Source organism: Halobaculum rarum (genome assembly GCF_040025155.1).
In the GTDB taxonomy this organism is placed as follows: Archaea; Halobacteriota; Halobacteria; order Halobacteriales; family Haloferacaceae; genus Halobaculum; species Halobaculum rarum.
This window is the reverse complement of the sequence record NZ_CP157275.1, coordinates 1095975-1109703: the sequence shown is the minus strand read 5'-3', so window position 1 is coordinate 1109703 and position 13729 is coordinate 1095975. Positions and strand designations below refer to the sequence as shown.

Genomic DNA, 13729 nt, shown 5'->3' with positions numbered 1-13729 from the left:
CCCGACTTCGAAGTCCGGACGCCGCGACAGAATTCGACGTCAGAGGTCGTGCTCGATCGCCCAGTGGTGAAGGTGCGCGAACACGGGGAACAGCGATTCGGCCTTCTCTGTCGGCGTGTACTCCACGCGGGGCGGGACCTCGTCGTAGGCCCGACGGTCGAGCAACCCCGCGTCCGTCAGTTCTCGCAGTCGCGTCGACAGCGTGTTCGGTGCGATGTCGAGCTCGGCCTCTATGTCGCTGAATCGGAGCGACCCCTCGGCGAACGCGAACGCGCTCAGCACCGCCATCGTGTGGGTCTTCCCGAGGAGATCGAGGAGGTCCGCGACCGTCCGACTGATGCGGTCCTGCTCCACGGCGTCGAACGATTCGCGGAGCGCGACGGCGTCCTCGCGAGACAGCCCCACGCTCAGGTCGGGCACCTCCGGCGGGTCGCTCGGTTCGGTCATGAACTCGGATCGTGACTTGCCGATTTGTATCTTTGGTCGAAATCGGACTAACAATCCAATACTTCGAAACTTCGAAGTTGCAAGTATAACCGCTCGGGGGACCTATGGCGCGCATGCGAATCGCAGTATTCGGCGCGACCGGGCGAACCGGCCGCCCGCTCGTCGACCAGGCGCTCGACCGCGGCCACGAGGTTGTCGCCTTCGTCCGGGACGCGACGAGCCTCCCGTCGGCGATCCGGGACGATGACCGGGTCAGCGTGATCGAGGGCGATGCCTACCGTGGCGACGGCATCGACCGCGCCATCGGCGGCGACGACCCGGTCGACGCCGTCGTCAGCGTCCTCGGCCAGAGCTCCGATGGGCCGGACGACCTCCTGACCGAGGCAGGTCGACACGTGCTCGCGGCCATGGATCGCCACGGCGTCGATCGGCTCGTGACGCTCGTCGGCGCGGGTGTCCGCGAGGAGGGCGAGTCGGTGAGCCTCGGCGGGAAGGTGATGGGGTCGCTGTTGAAGCTGCTGGCGCGATCGACGCTCGAGGACGCCGTCGACCACGTCGAGTCCGTCAGGGCCAGCGACGCCCGGTGGACGGTCGTCCGCGGTCCGCGGCTCACCGAGGGCCCGCACACGGGCGAGTTTCGCCACGGGACGGACCTCGCGCTCGGTATGCGCGACGCCGCCGCGCGGGCGAACGTCGCCGAGTTCGTCCTCGAGTGTCTCGAGGACGACCTGTACGTCCACGAGATGCCGAAGATCGCGGACGCATGACCGGTCTCGCACACGCCGGTCCCGGGTCCTGCTCAGTCCCGGTTCGGGCCGGATCCGCGGTCGTCCCCGCCCCTCGGAGGGCCGACCGATGACGGAGGCGATACTCGTCACCGGGGCGACCGGGACCGTCGGTCGGCACGTGGTCGCCGCGCTCGCGGACCGCGACGTCGCCGTCAGGGCCGGAGTTCGCGATCCCGAAACCGTCCCGAGGCAGATCGCGGACGCCGGCGACCCGGTCGCGTTCGACTTCACGAAGCCAGAGACCTGGGGTCGCGCGCTGGCGGACGTCGACGGCGTCTTTCTCGTCCGGCCGCCGACCGTGGACGGCTCGGATGTCGGAGCGTTCGCCGAGGCCGCGGGCCGCGTCGGCGTCGACCGCGTCGCCTACCTGTCGACACTCGACGCGGAGAAGAACGTGCTCATCCCCCACCACAGGATCGAGAAGCGCGTCGCCGCGGCGGACGTCGACGACACGCTGTTGCGGGCGTCCTTTTTCATGCAGAACCTCCTCGAGGTCCACCGCCCCGACATCGTCGAACGCGACGAGGTGTTCGTCCCGGCCGGGAGCGGGCGGACCAGCTTCGTGGACGCGCGCGATATCGGCGAGGCGGCGGCGGTCGTGCTGACCGAGTCCGGCCACGCGAATCGAGCGTACGACCTCACGGGACCGGCGGCGCTGGAGTACGGGGAGGTCGCCGCGGTCTTCAGCGACGTTCTGGGTCGGCCCATTTCGTATCCGGCTCCGTCCCTGTTGACGTTCGGGAGACGGATGCGCCGGCGCGGGGAGCCCCTCGTGTTCGTCGCCCTCATGTGTGGCATCTACACCACTGCACGGCTCGGACTGGCTGCTCGCGTTACCGAGGACAGTCAGCTGGTCCTCGGTCGACGCCCGCGGAGCATACGGACGTTCGTCGAGGATCACGCCGACCAGTTCCGGAAAGCGGACGGGGTCTGATCCGTTTAGCGGCCCCGAACCCGATCCGAATGCCGCCGGTGGAGAGTGTCGAAAAACCCCGAAAATGCCTGCACCACTGCCGCTATCGGGTGACTGTACACCCTCGCGGAACGAAGTAACGCGAAAGCCGGTGGAGAGCTTACAGAAAAAGGGTTACAAACCTTTTTGGTACCTCACGTCATATATCGCACATGCCCACAGACGACTACGAGAAACGTCGGAAGCAGACCTCCGAGAACATCCAGGACTCCGAGGTCATCAACGAGCGGAACAAGGCGTTGCTCCGCGAGTACGAGCGCGATAAGACTCTCGACGGTCTCAGTGAGGCAACGATCCTCCGGAACCTGACTCGCATGAAGATCGTGGCGGAGCACATCGAGGACCACCCCCTCGATGAGATGGAGAAGGCCGACGTGAAAGATCTCGTTGAGTGGGTGACGAACAAGTACGATAGCGACGAGACCGTCGATACCTACAAGAACGTCATTCGGGGCTTTTGGAAGTGGATGGACCCTGCCGACGATGGGGACGCACCGGAGACGGTCTCTTGGATAAAGCTCAGCAACTCCACGGGGAGCGACAAGCTCCCGAAGGATCTGCTCACGATGGAGGATATCAAAGCGCAGGCCGATGCGGCGAAGAATCCTCGCGACAAGGCATTTATCTGGCTGTTGTACGAAAGTGGTGCTCGTATCGGCGAACTCATCGACCTGACCGTCGGAGACATCGAAGACCGAAAGCAGGGCAAGAAGGTTGTCATTGACGGCAAGACAGGTGCACGCCGTATACCGCTGGTAGAGTCGGTCCCACACCTAAACAAGTGGTTGAACGCGCACCCGAACCCCACGAAGGACGCCCCCCTGTGGTGCAAGATACAGCAAGGCGGCCCCGACGACAAACTTAGCTACCGCTACATGCGCGGCAAGATCCTCCAGAAGACGATGGAAGACGCTGGTATCGACAAGCCATCGAACCCGCACCACTACCGCCACTCACGGGCATCGTATCTCGCGAACCACCTCAAAGAGGCACAGCTCAATACGTGGTTCGGATGGGTCCAGGGATCGGATGTACCCGCACGGTACGTCCATCTCTCGGGGCGGGACATCGACAACGCGTACGACGCCATGCACGGGCTGGTGGATCCCGAGGAGGATACCGACGAGCCACAGGTTCGGAAATGCGGGCGCTGTCAGGAGATCAATGAGCCGGAGGCAGCGTACTGTATGCGCTGTGGCTACGCGTTGAAGGGTATGTCGGCCGCCGATTTCGAGGCCGAGGCGGAGAACGATGTGAAGCAGGACTACGCCGAAACGGATCCCGAGGACGCCAGCACCAAGGAGATGATCGACGCTATCGACAGCCTTCTCGATGATCCAGAGGTCAAGACCGCGCTTCTCGAACGGATGAGTACGGCCGAGTAACCACAGTCCAACTGTCGCCAGCGGTCACTCCGAGTCCGGGCTACTGACATCGCCTGTCAATATCTCCTTAGGGAGTGTACGTAAGACCGAACGTTGGGGGTGGGGCCCACACGTTCCCTCGCCAAGAGCGGAAACGGGATAGAGATACAATCCTGTGGCTCTGTTGAAATCCTCAGCAGTTACTAGATTCTGGCGAAGGTTGGTATGTACAGGAGAAGCAGATCTCCGACACGAACACGATCAGACAGCAATGTTTGGCGAGGATTCTATGGGAGTTAGTGCCGGTTAACTGGCAATATGGATCGTAATGGGGATCGCGTTCGGAATCGCCCTCGGATCCGCGCTCGGTGTCGCACTCGACAATATCGCGCTCGGTGTCGCACTCGACAATATCGCGCTCGGAATTGCGATGGGCATTTCCATGGGGCTGGGATCGGGGACGGCGTTGAGTGTGGTTTTCGGCGTGACATTCGGCGAGGAATGAGAGTCACCGGATCGTTATCTAAACACGCATACCTTCCAGTTGCTTCCAGTCGGCCTCACAGTCACTGCATGGCAGCCTCTGTCGCGTACGCGGGGACTCTCACTTCGTCCTCCCGACAGTTCAGTGTCCAAACGCTCAAACCACCATCCGACAATCACTCCGGTATGCCCTACAGCGACGCCGACCTCATCGAGGACATCCGCGCCGTCGCCGCCGAAGTCGGCGAGAAACCGACATTGAACGACTATCGCGAGCACGGCACCGCCGCGGTGACGACAATCTACGATCGCTTCGGCTCGTGGCAGGACGCGCTCGACGCAGCGGGCTACGAGCCGCGCGAGCCTGATTCGGCAGTCACCGACGAGGAATTGCTCGAAGAACTTGACCGGGTCGCCGACGATCTGGGCGAGCGACCGACGGCCACCGACATGAACGACCACGGCGCGTACTGGGCGTCGACGTACCGTCGCGCGTTCGGGTCGTGGAACAACGCTCTCGAGGCCGCAGGGATCGACTCCTCGCCCAGTCAGGACCGCCAGCCTGTCTCCGACGAGGCGCTCCTCGAGGAACTCGAACGTGTCGCCGAGCGCGTCGACGGCACGCCGACCACGCGCGCGATGGAAGAACGCGGTGAGCACAGCCCGAACACCTACATCCGGCGCTTCGGCTCGTGGAACGACGCCGTCACAGCAGCCGGGTTCGAGCCGAACACCGAGGTCGGCACCGAGACGGTGACGACCGAGGCACTCATCGACGAGTTGCACCGCCTCGCCGACGAAATCGGCGACCGCCCCGTCGCCGCCGACCTCCGCGAGCACGGTGAGCACGCCCTCCGCACGTACCAACAACGGTTCGGCTCGTGGTCGGCGGCGCTGGCGGCCGCGTTCGACGACGAGCCAACCGAGGACGCGTAGCCGTAACTCCACTGCCGGTGCGCGTATCGTATGTGGTTAGCCACCAAAACGAGGGCGCCGGCGGGCCCTACCCTGGCCACGCCGTGCCCGTGTGGGCCCGTCAATACATACTCGATCGGGGTAATTATCGGTTTGGATCGCCCGGACTGATGTTTATATTGGATCTCACTCAGACCCCCGCGATCCCGAATCGGCTGATTTCGGCAGATACGGGGGCTGTGAAGGAGTAACACACACCCTATATCCACACAAAGTATTTATGAGCCCCGTTGGAATGGATGTCTGTACCCCTACCCATGGCTGCACATGCGAATCACTCCGAGTCACGCCGGTACGGGATCGGTCGTGGCACGCGTCTCGAAAGGAGTCGATTGTATGGGCAGTCGGTTGCAGTGCGGTGCGATGCAGTTGCGATCTAGCAAACCATGACAGACAACAACAACACAATTCGCGCGCTGTTCCTGACAGCGCTGATGGTCTTCAGCGTCTTCGCTGGGACTGTCGCGTTCTCCGGAGCAGCCGCCGCAGAGGTTACTGCCCTATCCGGTGGGTCCGTAACCAATGTCGCGGCTGGTGACGCGTCTGCCTCGCAGACGATCACCTTCGACGTGACATCTAATGCAACAGACGAACAGATTACAATCGACTTTGCCAGCGGTAACATTGACTCCGTTGACAGTGTTAGCGCTTCGGGCCCTATCACCGCCGACAACGCGAGTAGCCCCGATGCGACCACTGTCAATCTCGATGTTAACGGCACTGCCCCTAGTGACACCGGTACGGTAACGGTTGAGGTCACTCACGACCTCTCGAGTGTGACCAGTGCCGCAACGGGCGTAACCGTCACCATTGACGACGCTGGTGGCGCGACCGACGCTTCGCCTGCGCTTACGCCTACGTTCGACATCACCGTTCCGAATAATGCCGGCGACGATGCAGTCGAATACAACACCGAGGACCAGAACAACGTTGACCTGATCTACGCTGGTCAGGACTTCAACGCGACCACGCTGTACCCGGGCAGGGAGTACCAGCTTCGCTCGGTCGATGAGACTGACGGTAACCAGATCACCGACAGCACCTTCGAGAAGCCGCTCACGGCAGACTCCAACGGTGACATCACTGGGATCTCCACCAGTGACCTCCCGACTGGCGATTACTTCGTCTCGGGCGACGGTGTGACCGCAACGACTAACAACACCATCGAGATCATCGAGCAGTCGTTCGCGACTGACTTCGACGACAACTCTGTCGACAACGAGGGGTCGACCACGGTCGACCTGAACGTCGACTCCAACCGTAACGACTTCGACGTTATCGTCGAGTCTGAGGACTTCGACTACGACGACTCGGAGCTTGACGATATCTTCGGCGAGGACTCGAGCGTCACGACGACCGAGAACTCTGACGACGAGTTCGTTATTGAGGGCGTCGACGGCGACTTCGCGACGAACTTCTCGGACATCGACGAGGGCGAGTACAACTTCACCTTCACGGTTGCTGACACCGGCGTTGAAGACGACGCGTCCATCAACGTCAACAGTGTCGGCGAGGGTGAGGCTGACCTCTCGCAGAGTACCACGTCCGTCCAGCAGGGCGACTTCGGTACCTTCACGGTCACGATGAACGACGCCGCAGAGGGCGGCGACGCAACGGTTCTCATCGGTGACCAAGATGAGGACGGCTACCAGGCGAACATCACCGTCACTGACGACGACGACGACGGCGAGGTTACCTTCGCCTTCAACACGTACAAGGCTGGAAACATCAGCGCTACCGACGAGCAGATGGTGTCTCTCGTCGGCGACAGTGCTGGCGAAGACGAGATCAGCTTCGACGGCCAGTCCAACCTGGGCGACATCCTCGACTCGGGCGACTACATCGTCTCGGTCGGAACGGACACCGACCCGGCTGATGTGCTTGACAGCCCGGACAACGTCGGCACGCTCGTGATCACCGACCGCGAGACGCCCGAGCAGCAGCTCTGGCGCACGAGCACGGACACGCTCGACGATGTTGAGACCGCCGCTGGCGACGACGACGAAGACGCTGCGGCCGCTATCACGACCGCAGTCGAGAACGACCAGGTGACGCAGACCGACACGCTCGCCCTCGACCCCGACGGGTCCCAGGACGACGTGATGGTCCACCAGCTCACCGCCCCCGGTCTGTCCGGTATCCTGGGTGCGCCCGAGTCTGGTGAAGTCACCACTGAGTTCGCAAATGCTCTCGACGGGAGCAACACCTACGGCGACGCGAACCTGAGCGTCGTGCTCGAGGAGGAGAACCCTGGTGCAAACCAGGATCCCGCGACGCTCGACCTGAGCGCCGCCTCCGTCAGTGACGCTCTGACCGTCATCGCTGACGGCCAGGGTAACTACTACGTCTTCGTCGACTACAGTTCGGTCGAGGACGCTGACTACGAGGACTCGGACATCACCTTCGAGGACGGTGACGAGGTCACCGCAGATGTCTCGGTGCAGGACACGCGTCTGCTCAACATCGACACGAGTGATGTCGATGCTGACGAGGCCTCTGAGGACTACTACCAGACCGCTTCGGCGAACTTCTCGGTCGAGGAGGCCGAGGGTAGCTTCGACCTGAACGAGGACGACCTCGTTGCGGTCACGGTATCTGAGGACGCTGAAATCACGGGCACGACGAACATCGCGCCCGGAACGGAGTTCACCGTGCGCATCCAGTCGAGCGGCGACACGGAGCCGCGGTTCTTCGAGACCCAGACTGTCACCGTTCAGGCTGACGGGAGCTTCAACGCGACCTACGACCTGAGCGACCAGTCCGCGGGCGACGAGTTCACCGCGAGCGTCCGGCAGGCCGGCTTCTCGCTGAGCGAGGACGGCGTCGTCGTCGAGACGCTCTCGACGGAGACGCCGGCCACCGGCACCGCGACGGCCACGCCTGACGAGGGCACGGCAACCGCGACGGCCACGCCTGACGAGGGCACGGCAACCGCGACGGCTACTGCGACGGCCACCGAGGCTGACGACGGCACGCCGACGGAGGAGACCTCCACGTCTACGCCCGGCTTCGGCGCCGTGCTCGCAGTCATCGCCCTCATGGGCGCTGCGCTGCTGGCAGCCCGTCGCAACAACTAACTAATCACGACTGACCGGCCGTAACCCGGTCACGTCCGCTTCACGCGGACCCATTCTTTCGACGCGCTCACGCCGACCAGCGACAGCTGTCACACTCGACGCTAGGCAAAGGCGGACGATTCACATCTTCCGAGCAGTAGCGCTAGACATGTCCGACGCAGATCGCCTGCGCGGCGGTCCCGAGATTGGAATCGATATCGGCTCCCTACCGTTCGAACTGCGAGCGATGGCTCGGAAGATCGAAGTGCACGGTACGCCGGGGCAGTCTAGGAAGAACTCCTCGGGGCAGTTCACGAACGTCGTCTACCTCGAGGGCGACCAGCAGGCAGCCGCCCACCTGTTCGCCGAGGAAAACGCCGAGCTTCTCGATGCAGTGGATTTCTCGGAATCGAACATCGTCCAGACATCGACCGAGCGTCCGATTTACGACCTCATTCTCGATGCACACGGTGAGCGGGAACTGGAGTGGACCGACGAACTGGTCGTCGAACGCCGGCGCGATGGCACGACGTGGGTGTTCGAGGAAGACGTGTATATCTCTCGCGGCGGGCAGCGCTATCGGACCAACGGCCGGAGTGACGGTGTCGCGCGGGTTAACCGCCCGCTGCAGGAACTGTACGAGGACCTAGAGCCGACGATCACACCGTCAACGCTTCGCGAGGCCGGCGTCGAGGGTGACACGTCGCAGGTGATCGCGTACTATCGTCAGAGTACTGAGTTTGACAACACCGCTCTTGCAGAATAACACAACTCGGGGACATCAATCGAAATCACGAAAATACGGAAAGCTCGTCGGTGGCATGACCGTGCAACTTGGGACGGGAGTGCTCGGTCTTCGGCGACCAGTCGCCTTCGGCAGGCGGCACTCGCAACCGTTCGGCTGTCAGTCGATCCAGTCGTCGCGAAGGCGCGCGAGTTCCTCGGCCCGCATCCTGGTGTGGGCGAGCGTGTAGATCGTCACTTGGTGGTCGAGATCTCGCTCGCCGGAGATCGCGCCACTCAGCCTTCGGTTGTCACGGAGGGAGTTTGTACGTCGGTTTGTAACAGTCGCTGTCGTCCTTCTCCCACTTGAATGATGCCCGGTGGAACACCTCACGGTCCCGTCCGGATCGACACCACGCACGGTAGAGGTCATCCATTATGTAATCTGGGTCCACGTCTTTGGGAACGCGACCGAGGTCGAACTTCGGCTTATTGGGGTAACTGTCGTTCCACATCACTCCCCAGTCATTCATCTCCTCGATGAACGTGGGTCGACGGGAGTTCTCGTCAGCGGGGCTCTTCCCATCGGAACTATCGCTCTCGGAAGTATCCAGTTGGGTGAGGCCACCGCCAGCTCGCTCGCGGATGCTCCCGATTGCTTGTCGTACTACATCGGTGATGAACCCTATTTCGCGGTCGTGTATCTGGAAGAGACGGGGGTTATTATCGGCTGCACGGTACACCGTTCGCTCGGAGACACCCGCTCGCTCAGCGACGATTCCGACTGACGCCGACCCGCTTTCGACGAGGGTGTCGATGACAGCCACTTCACTGTCGGTCGGACGTTCCTCACGGTCGAGGAGTGCGGCGTCTACCCACGCACGCTGATCATCGGTCAGCGAGTCCGTAGAGTCTGCGAAGAGCGTCCGGTCTCTCTCGCTGTCGGCAGCCTCGAAGTAGTGATCTGACACGAACACGTCTGCATGGTCTTTCGCCCGTGTTGGAAGCCCGGCCCACCCAAGGATGGAGAGGACTCGTTCTTCCAGCTCGCGGACGAGCTGGTCTCGCTCACTCCAGCGGACCGCACCGTTTGTAGTGAGCATCGGACTATCGCCATCAGTCAGCCCCTTCTTGAAGCAAACGCCGAGCTTCGGGTGAGCCAATGGGTCCTTGCCTTTCCGAGCCGTCTCAGGCGAGCGCAGGAACTTACCGAAGTAGTGCTTGATCGTCGCTCCCACGCTGTGTCCGTCGAAGAGATTGCTCGCATCCACTGTCGGAATGTGTACCTCGCGGTGACGACCGACCACTTCTCGGTTATCACGGATCGGGCGATCTGTACCCATCTCGCTTGTCGTCACGCCGTCGGCCCTATCCAGTACACCACCTCGGCGGACGAGCGGTGCGCTGTAGTCCGCATTGACCCTCGCGTACTGTTCGAAGGTCGTGACAACGCCCGACCGAAGATCGAACCTTTCGACCTCGACACCGAACGTCGAGAGGGCCTGCAACAACAGCTCGAGGTAGACATCGAGATGTTCGTTTACGCCGTGGAACTCCGCGCTTATGCCCACATACTCCGGATCGAAGGCCGTCCCCATATTTGGCCAGCGAGGGTGGAGGGTGAACGACCGCGTATCGTCGTCCTCGCCGCCAACTCCGTCCCCGGGCTGGAGAGTCAGCACGTACTCGGAAACTGTACTGGCGTCGGAATCGATCCCGTGTGCGTTGCCCTTCGGCGGCTGTAGCCCACTCTGCTTCGGCGTTATGTACGCCTGATAGACTCGACTATCTATCTCGAAGGCCGTCGTCACCTCACAGCCCCCTTCACGAGATATCAACTCCGCAAGTGTCACGAACGCTTTGAGATTGCCAGTCTCGTAGTTCAACCACCCCTCAGCTTCGTGCGGCGCAAGGTCGAGGAAGCACGGCCGATTCATAGGAAGCTCTCCGGTCGTCCGAACTCGGGGTCGTCATCACCCGATGGAGCGCGTTCCACCCGGCGGAAGTGGTAGATCGAGCCAACTCCTGCGAGCCGGTATTCTGGACGGTTCTCGCGGTGATCGGGGAAGACCTGGTACTGTGTTTCGTCGGGCCCCTCAGCGAAGATGTGAGACCCAAAGGTGGTTCGCACCACGGTCAGCGGTTCATCGCGTTCATCCCACAATACGCGGTCACCCTCGTTGAGGTCCAGCAGATCCGAGACTGGTTCGTGACCACCGTCGGTAGCGAAGTACGGGCTGCCGTCGCCGCACTCCGGGCAGTAGGTTATCGGGATTCCGCCACGGGTCGCTCCTCGGGATAGGCGTGTAGCGCACTTCGGGCAGATCGGAGGTTCACGCAGACGCACCTCCAAAGGAAGCACAGGGGGTCATGACAATGCGGAATCGGCGTGGGGTACCGGGACCGTGGAAGCGGACCCACCGAGAACACAGGCGACGCAGACTTCGCGTCTCAGCGTATCTCTGTATCTCGTCCGTGGGATCTCCCCGTCCCGTCCACGCCGTCCAATTCCGCTCAGTAACCATCCCCGTTGTCTTCGGCCAGTGCAAGCAGCTCCTCAGCGTACTTGCTACAACGAAGGTCGCTCGCAGCGAGAGCTTCGAGGATGTCCTGGTTGTCGCGTACCTTCTCAGTGACCTCGGTCCGCGAGGAGTTCATTCCCCATCCCCACTCAAATCGGGCTGGTATCCGCCCTTCCCAGTCGAACTGGCCTCCCACTCGTCCGCCATCTCCGAGAAAATCTCGGAGAATGAGATGGAGTCGTATGGCTTGAGTGATGTTAGGCGCGCGTGCAGTAGCGACTCTACGTCAACGAGGCGGCGGTCTTCGCGCGCCCCATCAGTCGAAGTCGGTCCCAGAGACGATGAGCCGGACGACGGCGTTACGACCCCGACGCCACCACCTCGTTGGGTACTTTTGAGATTCATCCACGTTGGGGTATGGACGGATGTGTGACCCTCCCCCCAAGATGGATGGCTCTGTGCGGCCTGTGCAAACGTCTCGCCCCAATGTGGGGCTTATTCGGGGGTTGTAGGTTCTGCCGAACGACGCAGCACGAACGACTCGCCCGTGCGGGTGTCGGTCACCTGCACCACCGAACCGTCGCCGGTGGTGCTCACATCCCACAGCCCAGCCGCATCCATCCGGTAGAGCCCGAACGTCGAGACGGTGGTCCCGTCCTCGCGCTCGTAGGTGGGCATTGCTGTGGGGTCGATGCTCATTTCCATATCCTCGGTGTGTGGGCCTGAAACGCCTGCCACCGCCTTTTCCCCGGACATGGAGTCATCCCTATCCTCATCTCTGAGTTCGTCTGCGCCCACATCCACCTCCGGCTCGCGGGCACCATACAGCGCATCCAGCACCCATCCGACTCTGCACGCTCGGCGATCCACCCAGTCGGCGCGCCGTGAGTCGGCGGCCCCACGGATTCGTCTCGGGTGTGGTCGTCCATGTCGAGTAGTACTACTGCACGACCCTCACCTCATCGGAGGGTATGCGCTCCAATTATTTCACACCCGAAGAGCGGACTATCACGTGCTCGCAGCCGGGATAGGCGTCCGCATGAGGGCACTCCGGAAGCTCCCCAGGGAGCACACCTACCGTTACCACGTCGTGACCGGCGTCGCGTAAGTCGGCGACAGGAGTTGCCCCGAGCTGCCGTGGAGGGAGCACCATGTGGACGACTCTGCGGTCTCCGTACGTGTAGACCGTCTCGCAGACGTGGAGCGTTGCCGTCCCAAAGCTGACCGTAGTACTCACGACTTCGCCTCCGTACTGGTCGCACCATCAGTCGGAGATACGTCAGCTTCGGCGAGCAGGTCGTCTGCCACGTTGTCGAGATTGCATAGGAGCATCGTGTCCCGCGTTGTCCTATATGTGAACCCCTTCGTGCTAGCCGCGCGCTCCATCATACTCCGGGCACCGCTGTCCGAAGGGCTGCCCTCACGGAACACACCATCCCCACAGACATCCCCCACGGTGAGCCGCCCTTTCCCACCTCGGCGGTGAGCTTCGCGGATGGCGGCCACACGGATGGCGCGCGTCCGCTGGTCGGTATCGAGGTCGTCGAACCCCTTCCGCTCAAACGCGGGGGCGTCAGGGCCAGGAATTTCTAGTTCATCGGCGTATTCGCGAGCCTTGTCCACCGGAACGAACAGGTTCGAGTTGTTGGGGTGCTCGATGAACCCGAGCCGATCCAGGACCGGTTCGCGGTGCGTCTCTCGCATGTGCTCTGAGTCGCTACCCCTGTACGGCATCGCCTCTAACGCCTGTCCGAAGTCGTCGCTTGTGAATGGTTTCGGCGTCTCGGACTCGTCCATGAGGTAGCGGGCCAGCCACCGGCGTTTCTTCTCGACCTTGCTGAGCCCAGCGTCAGCCTCATCAGAGTTCGCAGGCGACTCGTCGAGTTCTGCAACGGCCGCTTCGACTTCCGGCACCGCACGCTCCAGTTTCTCCGTCACGTAGCCGACGAGGCCGCCATCGATGTACTGGGCAATGACCGACCGGAGAACCTCGTGCTCCTGCACGTCATTCCCCTTCGCGTACTGTTTCATCTCCTGTTTCACACGCGGGTGGACAGTCACCCAGGCCTGCGTCGTTGATTTCTCGCTGAGCTGTTTGCGGGTCCCTTTCGTTTTCTCGGGATGTGCGAGTGGGAGCCCTACTGCTCTGAGAAGCTGTTTCACGTACTCCTCCATCGAGTGTATCTCGCGCCACTCGCGCCACGCCCGTTCTAGCTCTGGGCCAACCCTATCCTCCGTGTAGCATCGCTCCTCGACCTCGCGTTTGAACTCGTCCCACTCGTCCTCGGCCACGATCCAGCCCAGTTGGACGCCACTCACGGCGACCACCCCGCCAGCCGCTGCACGTCGAGTTTACAAGAAACTGTAACCGCACCACACACATACTTGTTATAAGTAC

12 protein-coding genes and 1 pseudogene are annotated in these 13729 nt (G+C 62.2%); 8 read left to right on the top strand and 5 right to left on the bottom strand.

Annotated elements, in window-relative coordinates; all coding sequences use genetic code 11:
* Positions 1–39 precede the first annotated feature (39 nt).
* On the bottom strand, positions 40–447 hold the full coding sequence (locus tag ABJD39_RS05880) for a winged helix-turn-helix transcriptional regulator (RefSeq protein WP_348613019.1): 408 nt from the start codon (positions 445–447) through the stop codon (positions 40–42).
* A 113-nt stretch (positions 448–560) separates the two neighbouring features.
* On the opposite strand from ABJD39_RS05880, the gene ABJD39_RS05875 reads away from it, so the two are divergent.
* The 8 genes and pseudogenes from ABJD39_RS05875 to ABJD39_RS05845 all read left to right on the top strand — a co-directional run bounded on the left by ABJD39_RS05875 (position 561) and on the right by ABJD39_RS05845 (position 8852).
* Positions 561–1214 (top strand): NAD(P)-dependent oxidoreductase, encoded by a 654-nt coding sequence (locus ABJD39_RS05875; RefSeq protein ID WP_348613017.1) that lies wholly within the window; start codon positions 561–563, stop codon positions 1212–1214.
* An 88-nt stretch (positions 1215–1302) separates the two neighbouring features.
* Positions 1303–2169 (top strand): SDR family oxidoreductase, encoded by an 867-nt coding sequence (locus tag ABJD39_RS05870; protein ID WP_348613016.1) that lies wholly within the window; start codon positions 1303–1305, stop codon positions 2167–2169.
* Between the two features lie 191 nt (positions 2170–2360).
* Positions 2361–3593: a tyrosine-type recombinase/integrase gene (locus ABJD39_RS05865; protein WP_348613014.1), complete on the top strand. Its 1233-nt coding sequence runs from the start codon at positions 2361–2363 to the stop codon at positions 3591–3593.
* Positions 3594–3900: 307 nt separating this feature from the next.
* Positions 3901–4077 carry a hypothetical protein gene (locus tag ABJD39_RS05860; RefSeq protein WP_348613012.1) on the top strand — a complete coding sequence of 59 codons (177 nt, stop codon included), beginning with the start codon at positions 3901–3903 and terminating at the stop codon, positions 4075–4077.
* A gap of 164 nt (positions 4078–4241) precedes the next feature.
* A complete protein-coding gene (locus tag ABJD39_RS05855; protein WP_348613010.1) occupies positions 4242–4991 on the top strand; it encodes a homing endonuclease associated repeat-containing protein in 750 nt (249 codons plus the stop codon).
* Between the two features lie 425 nt (positions 4992–5416).
* Positions 5417–5482: pseudogene (locus ABJD39_RS15010) on the top strand (surface glycoprotein); the annotation flags it as partial.
* A 324-nt stretch (positions 5483–5806) separates the two neighbouring features.
* Positions 5807–8107, top strand: coding sequence for a BGTF surface domain-containing protein (locus ABJD39_RS05850; RefSeq protein ID WP_348613008.1), 2301 nt, complete (start codon positions 5807–5809; stop codon positions 8105–8107).
* Between the two features lie 148 nt (positions 8108–8255).
* Positions 8256–8852 carry a hypothetical protein gene (locus tag ABJD39_RS05845; protein WP_348613006.1) on the top strand — a complete coding sequence of 199 codons (597 nt, stop codon included), beginning with the start codon at positions 8256–8258 and terminating at the stop codon, positions 8850–8852.
* A 268-nt stretch (positions 8853–9120) separates the two neighbouring features.
* Here ABJD39_RS05845 and ABJD39_RS05840 read toward each other — a convergent pair whose 3' ends face one another.
* From ABJD39_RS05840 to ABJD39_RS05825, 4 genes are all read right to left on the bottom strand, one after another.
* Positions 9121–10746 carry a hypothetical protein gene (locus tag ABJD39_RS05840; protein ID WP_348613004.1) on the bottom strand — a complete coding sequence of 542 codons (1626 nt, stop codon included), beginning with the start codon at positions 10744–10746 and terminating at the stop codon, positions 9121–9123.
* 577 nt (positions 10747–11323) lie between these two features.
* Entirely contained in the window at positions 11324–11527 is a 204-nt protein-coding gene (locus ABJD39_RS05835; protein ID WP_348613002.1) for a hypothetical protein, read from the bottom strand.
* Between the two features lie 299 nt (positions 11528–11826).
* Positions 11827–12129, bottom strand: coding sequence for a hypothetical protein (locus ABJD39_RS05830; RefSeq protein WP_348613000.1), 303 nt, complete (start codon positions 12127–12129; stop codon positions 11827–11829).
* Between the two features lie 435 nt (positions 12130–12564).
* Positions 12565–13650 (bottom strand): hypothetical protein, encoded by a 1086-nt coding sequence (locus tag ABJD39_RS05825; RefSeq protein ID WP_348612998.1) that lies wholly within the window; start codon positions 13648–13650, stop codon positions 12565–12567.
* Positions 13651–13729 lie beyond the last annotated feature (79 nt).

What these genes read in the sequence shown, in the direction of transcription:
- ABJD39_RS05880 (WP_348613019.1), bottom strand. Translation starts at nt 447, where the DNA reads ATGACCGAACCGAGCGACCCGCCGGAGGTGCCCGACCTGAGCGTGGGG.
- ABJD39_RS05875 (WP_348613017.1), top strand. Translation starts at nt 561, where the DNA reads ATGCGAATCGCAGTATTCGGCGCGACCGGGCGAACCGGCCGCCCGCTC.
- ABJD39_RS05870 (WP_348613016.1), top strand. Translation starts at nt 1,303, where the DNA reads ATGACGGAGGCGATACTCGTCACCGGGGCGACCGGGACCGTCGGTCGG.
- ABJD39_RS05865 (WP_348613014.1), top strand. Translation starts at nt 2,361, where the DNA reads ATGCCCACAGACGACTACGAGAAACGTCGGAAGCAGACCTCCGAGAAC.
- ABJD39_RS05860 (WP_348613012.1), top strand. Translation starts at nt 3,901, where the DNA reads ATGGGGATCGCGTTCGGAATCGCCCTCGGATCCGCGCTCGGTGTCGCA.
- ABJD39_RS05855 (WP_348613010.1), top strand. Translation starts at nt 4,242, where the DNA reads ATGCCCTACAGCGACGCCGACCTCATCGAGGACATCCGCGCCGTCGCC.
- ABJD39_RS05845 (WP_348613006.1), top strand. Translation starts at nt 8,256, where the DNA reads ATGTCCGACGCAGATCGCCTGCGCGGCGGTCCCGAGATTGGAATCGAT.
- ABJD39_RS05840 (WP_348613004.1), bottom strand. Translation starts at nt 10,746, where the DNA reads ATGAATCGGCCGTGCTTCCTCGACCTTGCGCCGCACGAAGCTGAGGGG.